This window comes from Streptomyces sp. NPDC051576 (genome assembly GCF_040681835.1).
Classification (GTDB): Bacteria; Actinomycetota; Actinomycetes; order Streptomycetales; family Streptomycetaceae; genus Streptomyces.
In genome coordinates this window covers 260,196-276,165 of record NZ_JBFAZO010000005.1, presented here as the reverse complement: position 1 = coordinate 276,165, position 15,970 = coordinate 260,196, and the positions used below count along the sequence as shown (strand labels likewise).

Annotated in this window: 17 protein-coding genes; 11 read left to right on the top strand and 6 right to left on the bottom strand. The window is 69.5% G+C overall.

From position 1 onward, the window contains the following. The first annotated feature begins 79 nt into the window (after positions 1 to 79). Positions 80 to 2,728, top strand: a complete 2,649-nt coding sequence (locus AB0M63_RS18610; RefSeq protein WP_366020122.1) for a cellulosome protein — start codon at positions 80 to 82, stop codon at positions 2,726 to 2,728. A gap of 22 nt (positions 2,729 to 2,750) precedes the next feature. Here AB0M63_RS18610 and AB0M63_RS18605 read toward each other — a convergent pair whose 3' ends face one another. Together AB0M63_RS18605 and AB0M63_RS18600 are read right to left on the bottom strand one after the other, a co-directional pair. Further along, positions 2,751 to 3,518 (bottom strand): VOC family protein, encoded by a 768-nt coding sequence (locus AB0M63_RS18605; protein WP_366020121.1) that lies wholly within the window; start codon positions 3,516 to 3,518, stop codon positions 2,751 to 2,753. Between the two features lie 97 nt (positions 3,519 to 3,615). Next, positions 3,616 to 4,008, bottom strand: a complete 393-nt coding sequence (locus AB0M63_RS18600) for a VOC family protein (RefSeq protein WP_355901742.1) — start codon at positions 4,006 to 4,008, stop codon at positions 3,616 to 3,618. A gap of 75 nt (positions 4,009 to 4,083) precedes the next feature. On the opposite strand from AB0M63_RS18600, the gene AB0M63_RS18595 reads away from it, so the two are divergent. Next, entirely contained in the window at positions 4,084 to 4,623 is a 540-nt protein-coding gene (locus AB0M63_RS18595) for a GNAT family N-acetyltransferase (protein ID WP_366020120.1), read from the top strand. 3 nt (positions 4,624 to 4,626) lie between these two features. Here AB0M63_RS18595 and AB0M63_RS18590 read toward each other — a convergent pair whose 3' ends face one another. Further along, complete coding sequence (locus AB0M63_RS18590) at positions 4,627 to 5,310, bottom strand: glycerophosphodiester phosphodiesterase family protein (protein ID WP_355901740.1); 684 nt, start codon at positions 5,308 to 5,310, stop codon at positions 4,627 to 4,629. Positions 5,311 to 5,703: 393 nt separating this feature from the next. On the opposite strand from AB0M63_RS18590, the gene AB0M63_RS18585 reads away from it, so the two are divergent. From AB0M63_RS18585 to AB0M63_RS18565, 5 genes are all read left to right on the top strand, one after another. Beyond that, a complete protein-coding gene (locus AB0M63_RS18585) occupies positions 5,704 to 7,101 on the top strand; it encodes a DUF6421 family protein (protein ID WP_366020119.1) in 1,398 nt (465 codons plus the stop codon). Between the two features lie 38 nt (positions 7,102 to 7,139). Next, complete coding sequence (locus tag AB0M63_RS18580) at positions 7,140 to 7,886, top strand: SDR family oxidoreductase (RefSeq protein WP_366020118.1); 747 nt, start codon at positions 7,140 to 7,142, stop codon at positions 7,884 to 7,886. Continuing rightward, positions 7,883 to 8,962 (top strand): low specificity L-threonine aldolase, encoded by a 1,080-nt coding sequence (locus tag AB0M63_RS18575; RefSeq protein ID WP_366020117.1) that lies wholly within the window; start codon positions 7,883 to 7,885, stop codon positions 8,960 to 8,962. Before AB0M63_RS18580 ends, AB0M63_RS18575 begins: the two co-directional genes overlap by 4 nt. 85 nt (positions 8,963 to 9,047) lie before the next feature. After that, positions 9,048 to 9,620: a transglutaminase domain-containing protein gene (locus AB0M63_RS18570; protein ID WP_366020116.1), complete on the top strand. Its 573-nt coding sequence runs from the start codon at positions 9,048 to 9,050 to the stop codon at positions 9,618 to 9,620. Positions 9,621 to 9,627: 7 nt separating this feature from the next. Beyond that, positions 9,628 to 10,320, top strand: coding sequence for a phenylalanine--tRNA ligase beta subunit-related protein (locus tag AB0M63_RS18565; protein ID WP_366020115.1), 693 nt, complete (start codon positions 9,628 to 9,630; stop codon positions 10,318 to 10,320). A gap of 4 nt (positions 10,321 to 10,324) precedes the next feature. On the opposite strand, the gene AB0M63_RS18560 is transcribed toward AB0M63_RS18565, so the two are convergent. Beyond that, positions 10,325 to 11,053 (bottom strand): lysophospholipid acyltransferase family protein, encoded by a 729-nt coding sequence (locus tag AB0M63_RS18560; protein ID WP_033278392.1) that lies wholly within the window; start codon positions 11,051 to 11,053, stop codon positions 10,325 to 10,327. Positions 11,054 to 11,239: 186 nt separating this feature from the next. Next, positions 11,240 to 11,656, bottom strand: a complete 417-nt coding sequence (locus AB0M63_RS18555; RefSeq protein WP_366020114.1) for a DUF4395 domain-containing protein — start codon at positions 11,654 to 11,656, stop codon at positions 11,240 to 11,242. A gap of 75 nt (positions 11,657 to 11,731) precedes the next feature. Between AB0M63_RS18555 and AB0M63_RS18550 the strand changes: the two genes are divergently transcribed. The 4 genes from AB0M63_RS18550 to AB0M63_RS18535 all read left to right on the top strand — a co-directional run bounded on the left by AB0M63_RS18550 (position 11,732) and on the right by AB0M63_RS18535 (position 14,925). Further along, positions 11,732 to 12,145, top strand: a complete 414-nt coding sequence (locus AB0M63_RS18550) for a thioredoxin family protein (RefSeq protein ID WP_355901733.1) — start codon at positions 11,732 to 11,734, stop codon at positions 12,143 to 12,145. A 207-nt stretch (positions 12,146 to 12,352) separates the two neighbouring features. Beyond that, positions 12,353 to 12,868 (top strand): flavin reductase family protein, encoded by a 516-nt coding sequence (locus tag AB0M63_RS18545; protein WP_355901732.1) that lies wholly within the window; start codon positions 12,353 to 12,355, stop codon positions 12,866 to 12,868. A gap of 244 nt (positions 12,869 to 13,112) precedes the next feature. Next, a complete protein-coding gene (locus AB0M63_RS18540; RefSeq protein WP_355901731.1) occupies positions 13,113 to 13,901 on the top strand; it encodes an electron transfer flavoprotein subunit beta/FixA family protein in 789 nt (262 codons plus the stop codon). A 61-nt stretch (positions 13,902 to 13,962) separates the two neighbouring features. Further along, positions 13,963 to 14,925: an electron transfer flavoprotein subunit alpha/FixB family protein gene (locus AB0M63_RS18535; RefSeq protein ID WP_366020113.1), complete on the top strand. Its 963-nt coding sequence runs from the start codon at positions 13,963 to 13,965 to the stop codon at positions 14,923 to 14,925. 67 nt (positions 14,926 to 14,992) lie between these two features. On the opposite strand, the gene AB0M63_RS18530 is transcribed toward AB0M63_RS18535, so the two are convergent. Next, the gene (locus tag AB0M63_RS18530) at positions 14,993 to 15,886 is read right to left on the bottom strand and encodes an endonuclease/exonuclease/phosphatase family protein (protein WP_366020112.1); all 894 of its coding nucleotides are present in this window, start codon (positions 15,884 to 15,886) and stop codon (positions 14,993 to 14,995) included. Positions 15,887 to 15,970: the final 84 nt, after the last annotated feature.

The window sequence follows — 15,970 nt, the reverse complement described above, 5'->3', positions numbered from 1 at the left end:
CGCGTGATCTCCCTACGTTCGACCAGGCCGGTTCGGGACGCCGACCGGCATACGACATGTCGAACAAGGGATTGATGCCGTGGCAGCCGCAGCCTCCGCCCGCGAGACGCTCACCATCGACCTCGGCACCGGAACGGGCCCCTTCCACGGAGGCGCGAGCGGCACGCTCTACGGCCTCTACGGCGCCGGCGTCCCCAGCCGCAACCTCGTCGAGGGCATGTACGTCCGCACGGTCTCCACCAAGGCCCAGGACGGCACCCAGCACCCAGGCGCCGACGCCCTGGACATCCTGCGCCCCTTCGTCGAGGCGGGCGGCCGGGACGTCTACGTCTACATGACCGACATCTACCGCGGCTTCCCCTATGAATGGCCCGGCGACACCGGGGCCGAGCGACTCGCCGACTTCACGGCCCGCGTCCGCAGGCAGGTCGAACAGGTGCTGGCACTGGGCAGGTACAAGTCCCATGTCGTCTACGTCCCGTTCAACGAACCCGAGGGCAACATGTTCGGCACGGGGCAGTGGAGCTACGACCAGGTCTCCTGGCGCACCGACCCGCACCGCTACTTCACCGCCTGGCGGGACATCCACCGTCTCATCAAGGACCTCGACCCGGGCGCCCGCATCGCCGGCCCCAACACCTCCATCCTGTACGACGAGGTGCGCGGCTTCCTGGAGTTCGCCAAGGCCGAGGGCGTCCTGCCCGACGTCATCACCTGGCACGAGCTGTCCTCGCCCGACGAGATCCGCACCAACGTCACCAAGTACCGCGCGCTGGAGCGGGAGTTGGGCATCGGCCCGCTGCCCGTCAACCTCAACGAGTACGCGCACAACTACCACTTGTCCGTGCCGGGGCAGATGATCCAGTGGATCGCCGCGATCGAGGAGTCCAAGGTCGACGCCGACATGGCGTACTGGAACATCGACGGCAACCTCAACGACTCGGCCGTGGAGGCCAACAAGGGCAACGGCCAGTGGTGGCTGTTCAACGCCTACGGGCAGTTCACCGGCAACACCGTCCGGGTCGACGCGCCCCACCCCAACATCCAGTACACGCTGCAGGGCGTCGCCGCGCTCGACCGGGACAAGCGGCAGGCGCGGGTGCTGCTCGGCGGCGCCGGCGGGGCCGCGGACGTCGTGTTCGAACACGTCGACCCCGAAGTCTTCGGCACGACCGTGCACCTGCGGCTCCAGGAGATTCCCTGGACGGGCCAACTCGGCGCCTCCGCCCAGCCGTTGCGGCTCGCAGATCACGAACTGCCCGTTCTGGACGGCAAAGTGACGCTGCGTCTGGCGGACCTGGAGGAGATGTCGGCGTACCAGGTGATCCTCTCCCCGGGTGGAAAGGGGGCCGTAGCGCTGCCGCCCTCGGTCGGCTGGCGGCGGACGTACCAGGCCGAGGACGCGACCTACCTCGGCGGCGGCCGTTCGCTGAACGGGCCCGAGGGGTCCCCGTCCGCCGTCGACAGGTTCGCCGGCTCGACCGGCTACCACGTGGGCGGACTCCGTACCGGGTCCGACGGCGTGCTCGCCTTCTCCGTGGAGGTCCCGGAGGACGGGACGTACGACGTGAGCGTCTTCGCCAACTCCTACAACCTGGCCGACGCGGTGCGCGAACAGGGGCCCACCAATGTCTTCCTCCGGGTCGACGGCAGGCACCCGCGGGAACTCCGGCTGCCGCTCGGCTACAAGCGGGCGGTGTGGGGGCACACCGACACCCGGGTCGAGCTGACCGCCGGCGCGCACACGATCACCCTCGCCGCCCAGGACCCCGACCTCGGCGCCACCCGCGGCGACGCCGTCGTCGACAGGCTCGACCTCGCCCTGCGCGACGAGCACGTGAACGCACCCGCGCTGTACGACGCCGAGTTCGCGGCCCTGGGCGGCGGTGCCCGCGTCGGCTATGCGTGGCGCGGAGCCTCGGGCCCCGGCGTCGCCGTACTGCCGAGGGGCGGAACCGCCACCTTCTGGGTGCACGCGGCGGACGACGGGGAGGCGGCGGTGAGCGTCGATCTGATCGGCTCCGGGGAGGGCGTGTTGAAGGTCAACGGCGAGGATGTGTCGACGATCAATGGCGTGGACGTGGGGACGTTCGGCGGAGACGGCATGAGGACAATCGATGGAGACGGCATGGGGATTGTTGAACGATCCTCCGTGCCCCTGTTCCTCGTGTCCGGCATCAACAAGGTCACCGTCGCCGCCACCTCGGACCAGCTCGTCCTGGACCGCCTCCAGGCAGGGCCTTCACGCGGCCTCCTCCCCACCTCGACCCACCCGGCCGAGGAAGGCGTCACGACCGGCGGTGCCCGGGTCACCGGTGCCCACACGTTCGCCACCGGCGGCAAGGCGGTGGAAGGCATCGGAGCGGGCCCCGGGAACGCCCTCGCCCTCACTGTGACGGCAGAGCGCGCCGGCCGCCACGCGCTCACGATCCGCTACTCCAACGGCGAGCAGGCACCCGCCACCCACTACAACCCGGACCCGGTCTGCCGCCACGCCGACATCGCGGTCAACGGGGGCGTCCCGCAGCGCGTGCTGTTCCCCACGACCTTCCACTTCAACGACTTCCGCGACCTCTCCGTCCCGGTCACCCTCGACGCGGGCGCCAACACCCTGACCTTCACCGCCGACGAACTCCCGGACCACGACGGCCACTCCAGGAACCAGTACGGCCAACGCTCCGCGTACGCACCCGTGATCGACCGAGTGACGGTGACTCGGCTGGCCTGAGGACGGGGCACGGGCGGCCGGCTCAGCCCGCCTCGTCGGCCGCCGCGTACACCCCGAACACCGCGCCCTGCGGGTCCCGCAGCACCGCGATCCGCCGTACGTCGCCGACGGACGTGGGTTCCATGAGAACCGCGCCGCCCGCCTCCGTCGCCGTGGCGGCGGAGGCGTCGACATCGGTCACGGCGAAGTACGGCAGCCAGTGCGGGGGCACCTCCGGCGGGAACTTCTCGTCCATCGTCATCATGCCGCCGAAGTCGGCACCGTCGATGCCCCACTGCGGGTAGTGCTCCGAGGGACGGACGGTCCAGCCGAACACCGTCGTGTAGAAGGCCTGCGCCCGCTCGGGCGCCCGCGTCAGCAACTCCACCCAGCCCAGCGCGCCGGGCGCGTTGAACAGCCCGGCGCCGGGGAAGGTCCGCGCCTGCCACATCTGGAAGGCGGCACCGCCCGGATCCAGGGCGACCGCGAAGCGCCCGATGTCGAACACGTCGACGGGTTCCATCACCAGCGTCCCGCCCGCCGCCCGCACCTTCTCCGCGGCCGCGTCGGCGTCCGCCACCGCGAACGACTGGTTCCAGCCCACCGGTTGCGACTCCTGGTACAGCGGCGTCAGCGCGGCGACCGCCGCGTCCCCGACGTGCGCGACCGTGTAACCGCCCGCCTCCTGCCGGGGATCGGTCTCCGTACGCCAGCCGAACAGGTCCGAGTAGAACCGCTTGGCCGCCTCCAGATCACTGGTCCCCAACTCGGTCCAGCAGGGTCCACCGGTCACCGGCTTGTCGAGCTTCATGGCGTTCCTTCCGCAGAGAACTCCCCTCCCCGCACGCTATGCCCGGGCCGCGACCCCGGCCATCCGACGGGGAAGGGGAGCCCTGCCCGCCGTAGGCCTAGATCCCCGGCCGATAACGCAACGGATGATCCGCCGGCACCTCCACCAGCACGATCCGCGTCCCGTCCGGATCCGAGATCCACATCTCGATCAGCCCCCAGGGTTCCTTTACCGGCGGCCGCACGATCTCGACCCCCTTCGCCCGCAGCTCCTCGTGCGCGGCCTCCGCGTCGGCGACCTGCATCCACAGTCGTACGGCGGGGGAGGGCGGGGTGTCGGAGCGCCCGGACACCTCCAGGAAGCCGCCGCCGAGGAAGTAGACGGTCCCGCGCTCCGGGCCCGTGCCGAACTCCCGGTGGACGGCCAGCCCCAACTGCTCGCCGTAGAAAGCGCGGGACCGCTCGGGATCGCCGGGGCGCAACAGGATTCGGCTGCTCAGTACGTGCACCATGCGGCCGGAGCCTAGTGGCTCTTCCGAGTTACTCTCGTCTCTGCCCGAGCCGCGCCCTGATCGGAGTTGTGCACCATGGACACCGCCGCCACCGGACTGACCTTCCGCGACGCCACCGACGCCGATGCGGACGCCTTGGTGGTGCTGATCGAGTCCGCCTACCGGGGGGACTCCAGCCGGGCCGGGTGGACCACCGAGGCGGACATCCTCGAAGGGCAGCGGACCGATCCCGAGGGTGTGCTCGCGGTCATCAAGTCGCCCGACAGCCGACTGCTGGTCGTCGAACGCGACGGTCAGGTCGTCGCCTGCTGCCAGCTCGAACACCGGGGCGACCACGCCTACTTCGGGATGTTCGCCGTCAGTCCGCGGCTCCAGGGCGGCGGCCTCGGCAAGGTCATCATCGCGGAGGCCGAGCGCACGGCCCGCGAGGCCTGGGGCGTGCGGGAGATGCACATGACCGTGATATCCGTACGCGACGACCTCATCGCCTGGTACGAGCGCCGCGGCTACCGCCGTACGGGCCGGATGACCCCGTTCCCGTACGGCGACGAGCGGTTCGGCATTCCGCAGCGCGAGGACCTGCAGTTCGAGCTGCTGGTCAAGCCGCTGGTGTGAGGGTCATGCCGTGAAGCGGCCGGTGCGTTTGATCTCCGGGTAGTCGGTGGTCGCGCCGTCCAGCTCCAGGGCGCGTACGAGCCGTAGCTGGTCCTGGGTGTTCACCACCCAGCCGATGATCTTGAGGTCCGCCTTGCGGGCCGCCTCGACGACCTCCAGGGTCAGCCGGCGGATGTTGAGGCAGACCGTTTCGGCACCGGCCTCGGTGGCCCGGTCCACCACGTCGGGGCCGAAACGGCTCGCGATCAGCGCGGTGCGTACACCGGGCACCAGACGGGAGATCTCGGCGATCGCCTCGTCGTGGAAGGACGACACCTCGACCCGCCCGGCCAGGTCGCGCCGCTGCATGACCTCGGCCAGCGCCCGCGCCGCCGCCAGGTCCTTGATCTCGGCCTGGAGCGGTGAGGCGACCGCGTCCAGTACCTCTTCGAAGACGGGCACGCGCTCGCCGCGGCCCGCGTCCAGGGTGCGCAGTTCGCCGAGGGTCCGCTCGGCGATCGGACCGGTCCCGTCGGTCGTACGGTCCACGTCGGCGTCGTGCATGACGACGAGGGCGCCGTCCTTGCTCAGATGCAGATCGAGTTCGATGACATCGAGGCCGGCCTGCTCGGCGGCGACGAAGGAACGGAGAGTGTTCTCGGGTTCGAGACCCATGACTCCGCGGTGACCGATGGTAAGGAAGTTCAAGGTTCAACTCGCTTCCGTCGACGGCGGCTCGGCACGCGCGCGTGGGCGCGGCCGGACACCGGCGTCCACGTGGCAGAGCCGCAGCCTAATGGCCGGACCCGGCGATGTACCCGCGCGTACACGGGGCAACAACGCACTTGGCGCTGTACCACGCGTCGCCGTCACTCCTCCGTGGACGAGTGCCGCGGACGTTGACCGGAACCGAGCCCCGGTTCCATGCGCGTCGGTGTCTACCCCATCACAGTGGAAGTAATCGCCTTCTCCGTGTCTGACAGGAAAAATAGCGGTGAAAGTCCGGGGTGCGCAGGATAATCTGCGGAGCCTCCCCTTGCTGGGGGAAACCATGAACGCATACGGTGTCCCTACGCGAGGTTCTCCCGTGGAGGATGGGGCATGACTGAAATTCTTGTGCAGGTGGGTGCGGAGGAGCGGGTTCCTCCCGTGACCAGGGTGGTGGAGCATCCGGCATGGCCCGTGCTCAAGGATGCCGTGGAGCGGATCCGGCCATGGCAGTCGAAGGACGGGTCGATCGACTTCACGGCCGAGGGTGCCCCGGACCGCGCGGACGTCGAGCGCACCGTGCGCCGTGTGACGGGTGCGGTCGAGGAACTCTCCCCGCTCCTCCCGCACGACGCCGCTTACCACGCCGCGCTGGTCGCGGACCTGGAGCGCTGGGCCGACGACGGCTTTCAGGTGCCCGACTTCCTCGACTCGCTGCTGGCCTTCCAGCCCGCCGCGAACCGCCGGGACGGCCTCCAGCACCTGGTCGTCTTCCCGATGTACACGCAGAACGGCAACCCGGACCGCAACCTCGAAGCGGTCGTCCTGCGCATGGTCTGGCCCGACTGGCTGGCCGAGCTGGAGGAGAGCCGCTACGACAACCCGCTGTTCTGCGGCATCACCTTCGAGGACTTCACGGCCGGCTACGACACCAACTCGGCCGTGCTCTTCCCGGAGACCATCGCCGTACGCCAGGCGCCGGAACGTTTCTCCTGGGGTGGCATCTTCTGTGACCGCGAGGCCGCCCGCTTCCGCCGGGTGACCGAGGCCGCCGTCGACATCCTGGGCATGCGACTGCCCGAGGACATCGCCTCCATGGTCGACGACCAGAAGCGCTGCGAGGAGGCCTTCGTGCTGTGGGACATGGTCCACGACCGCACCCACAGCCACGGCGACCTGCCCTTCGACCCGTTCATGATCAAGCAGCGCCAGCCGTTCTGGATGTACGGCCTGGAGGAGCTGCGCTGCGACCTCACCGCCTTCAAGGAGGCCGTGAAGCTGGAGGCCGACGGCGTCCCGCAGGCCCGTGACGTGCAGTACGCGGTCCTCTGCGACCGCATGTTCCGCTTCCCGGTCACCGGCGAACGCGTCCGCAACTACGACGGACTCGGCGGCCAGCTCCTCTTCGCCTACCTGCACCAGCACGACGTCGTCCGCTGGACCGACAACAAGCTGCACATCGACTGGCGGCGCGCCCCCGAGGTCACCAACCGGCTGTGCGCCGAGATCGAGGACCTCTACCGCGCGGGCATCGACCGACCCAAGCTCGTCCACTGGTTCAAGGCCTACGAGCTGGTCGCCACCTATCTCGCCCCGCACCCGGGCTCCAAGTGGGCCAAGGGCCCCGACGCCCTGGACCTGACCCAGCCGCCGCGGAAACTCGTGGATGACGTGCTTCCGGACGAGTTTCCACTGAGCATGTTCTATGAGGCACTCTCCAAGAAGCTGAAGAACGTGATCGCCTCGACCAAGGGGATCCGGGTGGAGAGCGCCGAACAGGTCGCCGCGTGAGCGACCGCACGACAGAAGTGGCTCAGGAGGCGAGGACCATGGGGAACGGGGCGCTCAACGGCGCGGTGATCGCGGTGGCCGGAGCGGGCGGGCCCGCGGGCCATGCCGTACTGCTGCGGCTGGCCGAGGCGGGCGCGACCGTCGTCGGCTCGGACGCGCATCCCGAACGTCTGGCGGAGGCCGTGGACGCGGCCCGCTACGCGCACGGCGGTGCCACCGTCGTCGGGGACACGGTCGACCTGCTCGACGCGCAGGCGACCCGCGACTGGGCCGAGCACATCGAGAAGGACTTCGGCCGCATCGACGGCCTGGTCCACCTCGTCGGCGGCTGGCGCGGCAGCGCCACCTTCACCGACACCGACCTCGCCGACTGGGAGTTGCTGGAGAAGCTGCTCATCCGCACCGTCCAGCACACCTCCCTGGCCTTCTACGACGGCCTGGAGCGCAGCGACCGCGGCCGCTACCTCCTGATCAGCGCGGCCGGCGCCAGCAAGCCCACCGCGGGCAACGCGGCGTACTCCGCCTCGAAGGCCGCCGCCGAGGCCTGGACCCTCGCCATGGCGGACGGCTACCGCAAGGCCGGGGGCGAGGGCGGCCCCACCTCCGCCGCCGCGATCATGGTGGTGAAGGCGCTGGTGCACGACGCGATGCGCGCCGAACGCCCCAACGCGAAGTTCGCGGGCTTCACCGACGTCAAGGATCTCGCCGAGGCCATCGTCGGCGTCTGGGACAAGCCCGCCACCGAAGTGAACGGACACCGTCTGTGGCTGACCGAGAAGCCGTGAACCCTCCGAAGGCCCCTTTTACGCAGGCCCGACGCCACCACGACCCGGAGATCCGCGGCTTCGCCAGCGACAACTACGCCGGCGCCCACCCCGAGGTGCTCGCCGCCCTCGCCCTCGCCAACGGCGGCCACCAGGTCGCCTACGGCGAGGACGACTACACCGACCACCTTCAGGGCATCATCCGCAGCCACTTCGGCGCCACGGCGGAGGCCTTCCCGGTCTTCAACGGCACCGGCGCCAACGTCGTCGCGCTCCAGGCGGTCACCGACCGCTGGGGCGCGGTGATCTGCGCCGAGAGCGCGCATATCAACGTCGACGAGGGCGGCGCCCCCGAACGCATGGGCGGCCTCAAACTGCTCACGGTGCCCACCCCGGACGGCAAGCTCACCCCCGAACTGATCGACCGGCAGGCCTACGGCTGGGACGACGAGCACCGCGCGATGCCCCAGGTCGTCTCGATCACCCAGAGCACCGAACTCGGCACCCTCTACACGCCCGACGAGATCCGCGCGATCTGCGACCACGCCCACGCGCACGGCATGAAGGTCCACCTCGACGGTTCCCGGATAGCCAATGCGGCCGCCTCCCTGAACGTCCCCATGCGGACGTTCACCAACGCGGTCGGCGTCGACATCCTCTCGCTCGGGGGCACCAAGAACGGCGCGCTGTTCGGTGAGGCGGTCGTGGTGATCAACCAGGACGCCGTCAGTCACATGAAGCACCTGCGCAAGCTGTCGATGCAGCTCGCCTCCAAGATGCGCTTCGTCTCCGTGCAGTTGGAGGCGCTGCTCGCCAAGGACCTGTGGCTGCGCAACGCCCGCCACGCGAACGAGATGGCCCAGCGCCTCGCCGAGGGGGTGCGCGCGGTGCACGGTGTGGAGATCCTCTACCCGGTGCAGGCAAACGGAGTCTTCGCGCGTCTCCCGCACGATGTGAGCGAGCGCCTTCAGCAGCGGTTCCGTTTCTACTTCTGGGACGAGGCCGCCGGCGACGTCCGCTGGATGTGCGCCTTCGACACGACCGAGGACGACGTGGACGCGTTCGTGGCGGCCCTCAAGGAGGAGATGGCGCGCTGACGGACAGATGGATGCAATGCATAGGTATGCGGTCACCTGAAAAGTCATTGACTCTCGGGTGATCGCTTTCCTATGCTCTCCGGTCATGGAGCTGATCCAGAACACCTCTGACCTGTCCGCCTACTTGGCCGCCGACGAGGTCATCGACCACGAGCATCCCCTCGTGCGGGAGACGGCCGCGCGCCTTGCCGGCAGCGCCGCGGACTCGTATGGCTATGCACGGCTGGCGTTCGAGTTCGTGCGGGACACCATTCCCCACTCGCAGGACTCCGGCGACCTGCGCGTCACCTGGCGGGCCTCCGATGTCCTGGAACAGGGCACCGGCATCTGCTACGCCAAGGCGCACGCCCTCGCCGCACTCTTGCGGGCCGAGGACATCCCCACCGCGTTGTGCTATCAGAAGTTCGACGTGGTGCACGGGCTGGTGGCCGTCCGCTTCAACGGGGCCTGGCACCGGCAGGACCCGCGCGGCAACAAGCCGGGCGTGGACGCGCAGTTCTCCCTCGACGGTGAGCGCTTGGCCTTCGTACCGGATCCGGAGTTCAATGAGCTGGACTATCCGGTCCTGTACGCTGAACCACCTGCGGTCGTGCTGAGCGTTCTCAAAGCCGCCCCCGACCGGCCGTACCTGTGGAAGACGCTCCCGACCGCACTCTGAGGCAACCATGGCACTCACGCTGACCGTGTCCGACGAAGTCCGCGCCCTCGCCCCCGGGTTCACACATCTCGCGATCGAGGCGCACGGACTGGTCAACGGGCCGAGCACCGGCGCGAGTTCGGCGCTCCTCGACGACGCGGCCCGCCGACTCGCCGTACGACTCGACGGCCGCGCCCCGCACGAGGACCCGCACATGGCGGCCTGGCGCGAGGTGTACACGGCGTTCGGATCGAAGCCGTCGCGCACCCGCAACTCGGCCGAGGCGCTGGCCAAGAGGGCGCTCTCGGACGGCGGGCTGCCCCGGATCAATCTCCTGGTGGACCTCTACAACGCCATCAGCGTCGCCCACCTGATCCCTGTGGGCGGTGAGGACACCGACCGCATCCAGGGCGGGATGGTGCTTCAACGCGCCGTCGGGGACGAGGAGTTCGTGACCGTCGCGGGCGGCGAGGAGGTCGTCGAGCACCCGGACGCGGGCGAGGTGGTGTGGTGTGACGCGGCCGGTGTCACCTGCCGCCGCTGGAACTGGCGGCAGGGGCCGCGCACCAGGCTCACGGAGGAATCGGCCTCCGCCGTCTTCCTGTTGGAGAGTCTGGCGCCGATGCCGGTGGCCGACGTCGAGAACGCCGGGGCCGAACTCGCCGAACTACTGGGGAAGTTCAGCCCCGGGGCGCGGATCTGCGTCCACGCCCCGGCATGACGGCTCAGCGGGCCTCGGCGGCCTTGACCTCTTCGGGGGTCGGCGCGGTGCCGCCGAGATGGGCGGGCATCCACCAGGTGTCGTCCGGGCCGTTCGGCCGCACCGGGTACGCGCGCTGGGCGGCCTCCAGCAACTCCTGGATGCGCTCGCGCAGTCGGCGGGTGATCGCGCCCGCGTACTGGTCCTGAGGAGCCTCCACCGGCTCGCCGACCCGGATGGTGATCGGGGTGTGGCTGCGCTTGAAGTTCTTCGGGTGCCCCTTGGTCCACAGGCGCTGGGTGCCCCACAGGGCCATCGGGATCAGCGGGACGCCGGCCTCCTGGGCCATGCGCGCGGCACCGGACTTGAAGCTCTTCAGGGTGAAGGACTGAGAGATGGTCGCTTCGGGGAAGACGCCGACGATCTCGCCGGAGCGCAGTGACTCCAGTGCGTGCTGGTAGGCCGTCTCGCCCTGCTTGCGGTCCACGGGGATGTGCTTCATGCCGCGCATCAGCGGACCGGAGATCTTGTGCCGGAACACCGACTCCTTCGCCATGAAGCGCACCAGGCGCTTCTGCGGCAGAGCGGCGAGACCGTCGAAGATGAAGTCCAGGTAGCTGATGTGGTTACTGACCAGCACGGCGCCGCCCGAGCGCGGAATGTTCTCCGACCCCTTGCAGTCGATCTTGAGGTCCCAGGCCTTGAACAGCGTTTGTGCGAGACCGATGACGGGGCGGTAGACAAGCTCAGCCATGGACGGGGTGGACCCTTCTCTCTGCCTGGAAGGGGTTCTCCGGGCGGGAAAGTTACGCAGCCGTAGGTTTACGGCATTGCGCAGATCGTGCCCCAAGAACGGACGAGTGGCCAGTCCTCGTGCCGCAGAACGGCGAGATCCTCGTCACGTCCATTACTTGATCCACCTCGGGCTTTTAAATTGCCTTTACTGTGCACGTACTGTGACGCGACGCGCGAGCAGGTACATCTCGCACCCCAGGCAGTACCCGAAAGCGGCATTGAGGAAGGCGGCGGCGAGCGCGGCGCCGGTCGCCGCCAGTCCCAGCCACTCGGGACCCGGGCCGAAACCGACCAGACCCACCCCGGCGAAGACCAGCCCGACCGCCTGCGCGAACCGCGGCGGCCGCGGCGACTCGAACTCGGTCGGCGGCCCGATCCGGGGCCGTACGGCCGTCCGGAACAGCCAGCCGTAGGGCGAACGGCCCACGCCGCCCGCCGCACCCAGCGCGAACGCCAGGGTCTGCCACGCCAGCAGCCAGAAACTGCCGGTGATCAGCACGACCGCCAGTACTACGGTCGTCAGGGCCGCTCCGAACCGCGGTCCTCTCACGTCGATGTCCATGAACCCAGGATTCCGCAGCGGAAACGATTCGTAGTGCTGGGAATCTTTGCAGTCTCGTGAACGCTGAAGTCGGGGATGACCGGACTCATGGTGTGCGTGGCGGTGCTCGCGGTGGCGAGCGCCTACGGAGTGCTGCATCGGCGGCGGAGCGGGAGAGTACGGGTGCGCGGGCGCGACGGCGGAAAACGGCTCGGGACCGCCGAGTTGGGCGGCGACCTCGGCGAGAAGGCCACCCTGGTGCAGTTCTCCAGCGCCTTCTGCGCGCCCTGCCGGGCCACCCGCCGGGTGCTGGGCGAGGTGGCCGACATGGTCGCGGGCGTCCGGCACATCGAGATCGACGCAGAGGACCATCTGGACCTCGTACGCGAACTCGACATCCTGAAGACCCCCACCGTGCTGGTCCTCGACGCGGACGGACGGGTCGTGCGGCGTGCCACCGGCCTCCCCCGCAAGGCGGATGTCATCGCGGCTCTGGGGGAGGCGGTCTGACGGCTGTGACGACCACGGTGAGGCATCTCCCATATACCGGAACGTACTTGACTGTGCGCACCACCTATCGTCAGCCTGACCGTATGCCTTCGGAACTCCTTCTCTTCGGGCGGGTGCACGTCGACCTCGCCCGCACCGCGAGCGCGCGCTGTCCGGGCTGTTGAGCAGCCACGGTCCCGCTCGTCCCCTCCGCAGAAGGACAACTCCATGCCGGCCACGCCCGACCTCGGCACCCGTACTCCTCAGCTCGCTTCCCCCGACCTGCTGCGCTCCGTCTTCCGGCAGCACGCGGCCGGTGTGGCGGTGATCACCGCGAGCGGTGACGCCGGTCCGGTCGGCTTCACCGCCACCTCGCTCAGCTCTGTCTCGGCGCAGCCCCCGATGCTGTCCTTCGGGATCAGCACCGGTGCCTCCAGTTGGCCGGCGATATCCGGGGCCGACCATGTCGGCGTGCATCTCCTCGGCGAGCACCAGGAGCAGTTGGCCGCCACCTTCGCGCGCAGCGGCGCCGACCGGTTCGGGGCGCCCACCGCCTGGCGCGAGGGGCCCGAGGGTGTGCCGGTCCTCGACGACGTGCTCGCCTGGCTCGTGTGCAGGGTCGTCGCGCGCGTGCCCGCCGGGGACCACCGCATCGTCGTGGCCGAGGTCGTCCTCGGCGATCCCGCCGGTTCCGGCCGGCCGCTCCTCTACCACCAGGGGCGCTTCAATGGGCTGCGTGACTGAGGCCACTCTCTCGGGGTGACGGGCCACCCTGCGAAAGCGTCGAGTTCCGATTACGCTGCGTTGCACAGGTCACAGTTCAAAGCGCTTGCTTAGCGGGCACCCCTTGGGGGAGCGTAGTGGTGCGTACTGGCGAGTAATATTTCGCTCGGAGCACCGGTCGCCCCCACCGGGAACGGCCGTTCTAGGCGCCTATGCTGCCTGGAAGTAGGCAGCCGAAAAATGACGATGCAGTAGGAGAGCCGGCGTGAGCTTGAGGATCGTTGTCACTGTGAAGTACGTGCCCGACGCCACTGGCGACCGGCACTTCGCCGATGACCTGACCGTCGACCGGGACGACGTGGACGGTCTGCTCTCCGAGCTCGACGAGTACGCGGTCGAGCAGGCGCTGCAGATCTCCGAGAACTCGGACGACGACGTGGAGATCACCGTCCTGACCGTGGGCCCCGAGGACGCCAAGGACGCCCTGCGCAAGGCGCTGTCCATGGGCGCCGACAAGGCGATCCACGTCGAGGACGACGACCTGCACGGCACCGATGTCATCGGCACCTCCCTGGTGCTGGCCAAGGCGATCGAGAAGGCCGGCTTCGACCTGGTCGTCTCCGGCATGGCCTCCACCGACGGCACCGCCGGTGTGGTCCCCGCCCTGCTGGCCGAGCGCCTGGGCGTCCCGCAGGTCACGCTGCTCTCCGAGGTCTCCGTCGAGGACGGCGTGGTGAAGGGCCGTCGTGACGGCGACAGCGCCTCCGAGCAGTTGGAGGCCTCCCTGCCGGCCGTCGTGTCGGTCACCGACCAGTCGGGCGAGGCGCGTTACCCGTCCTTCAAGGGCATCATGGCCGCCAAGAAGAAGCCGGTTCAGGCCTGGGACCTCTCCGACCTGGAGATCGACGCCGACGAGGTCGGCCTGGCAGGCGCCTGGAGCGCCGTCGACTCCGCGGCCCAGCGCCCCGCGCGCACCGCCGGCACGATCGTCAAGGACGAGGGCGAGGGCGGCAAGCAGCTCGCCGAGTTCCTCGCGGGCCAGAAGTTCATCTAAGGCTTCCGCCCAACTCGCTTACCGCCCCTCAGACTTCGCAAGCACGCAGGAGACCATCCCCATGGCTGAAGTTCTCGTCTACGTCGACCACGTGGACGGCGCCGTCCGCAAGCCCACCCTGGAGCTGCTGACCCTGGCCCGCCGTATCGGCGAGCCCGTCGCGGTCGCTCTCGGTGCGGGTGCCGAGAACACCGCCGCCGCGCTCGCCGAGCACGGCGCGGTGAAGGTGCTCACCCACGATGCCGCCGAGTACGCCGACTACCTCGTCGTCCCCAAGGTGGACGCCCTCCAGGCGGCCTACGACTCCGTCTCCCCGGCCGCCGTCCTGGTGCCGTCCTCCGCCGAGGGCAAGGAGATCGCCGCCCGCCTCGCGGTGCGCATCGGCTCCGGCATCATCACCGACGCCGTGGACCTGGAGGCCGGAGACAACGGCCCGGTCGCGACGCAGTCGGTGTTCGCCGCCTCCTTCACCACCAAGACCCGCGTGGCCAAGGGCACCCCGGTCATCACCGTCAAGCCCAACTCGGCCGCCGTGGAGGCAGCCCCGGCCGCCGGCACCGTCGAGGCCCTCGCGGTCACCTTCTCCGACAAGGCCACCGGCACCAAGGTCACCGCGCGCACCCCGCGCGAGTCGACCGGCCGCCCCGAGCTGACCGAGGCCGCGATCGTCGTCTCCGGCGGACGCGGCGTCAACGGCGCGGAGAACTTCGCGATCATCGAGGCCCTCGCCGACTCCCTCGGCGCGGCCGTCGGCGCCTCGCGTGCCGCCGTCGACGCCGGCTGGTACCCGCACTCCAACCAGGTCGGCCAGACAGGCAAGAGCGTCTCGCCGCAGCTCTACATCGCCAACGGCATCTCCGGCGCGATCCAGCACCGCGCGGGCATGCAGACCTCGAAGACGATCGTGGCCGTCAACAAGGACGCCGAGGCACCGATCTTCGACCTCGTCGACTACGGCGTCGTCGGCGACCTCTTCGACGTCGTCCCGCAGCTCACCGAGGAGATCACCACCCGCAAGGGCTGATCCCGCCAGGCTGTACGAGGCCCCTGCGACCCGCGCGGTCGTGGGGGCCCTCGCGTGTCCGGGCCGCTCAGCCCAGGCTGATGGTGGACCGTACGGGCAGATGGTCGCTCGGGAACTGGCTGTTCTCGGAGAAGGTGTCCAGGGTCGTCCGGCGCACGGTGACGCCCGGGGTGACCAGGATCCAGTCGATGCGCGCACCGCCCGGCACGAGCGCGCGATAGCCGTGGAAACTCCCGTACAGCTTCCCGCGCCCCGCCGCCGCGTCCCAGGTGTCCCTGAAGCCGGCGCCCAGCATCGTGTCGTAGACCGAGGTGGTGTACGCGGCGGTGTTGAAGTCGCCGGTCACCACGAACGGCAGGGACCGGTCGAGGCCCGCGATGCGTTCGGCGATGAGGGTGGCGGCACGCTCGCGTGCGTACTGACTCGCGTTGTCCAGGTGGGTGTTGAGGACGTAGAACTCCCGTCCGTTGTCCCCGAGATCGCGGAAGCGGATCCAGGTCGCGATGCGCGGGTGGGCGCCGCCCCAGGTATTGGAACCGATCACGGCGGGTGTGTCGGAGAGCCAGAACTGGTCGTACTCGACGGGGGCGAGCCGGCGGGTGTCGTAGAAGATCGCCGTCTCCTCGTCGTGGCTGCCGCCCTTGCGGCCGCCGCCGATCCAGTCGTAGTGCGGGGCGAGGTCGTGCCTGATGTCCTGGAGCTGCCGGTAGAGGCCCTCCTGGGTGCCGATGATGTCGGGGGCCGCGCGGAGCAGCAGATCGCGCATCACCGGGCGGCGGGCCTTCCAGCTGTTGGGTTCGTCGCTGCTCGCGTAGCGCAGGTTGAACGTCATGACGTCCAGCAGCCTGGTCTCCTTGCGGACGGTTCCGGAGCGTACGGTTCCGATCAGTGGCAGGGCGACGGCGGCCGCCACCAGTGTGGTGAGCCCGGCGCGCCGCGTCACCGTCCTGACAGTCGACATGTGCATCCCCTCCCCTTGGGAGTCAGGATGAAGGGGCGAAGAGCCGGGCGGAAGAGGGCCTCGGGGCAGGAGTGAACGCCATGG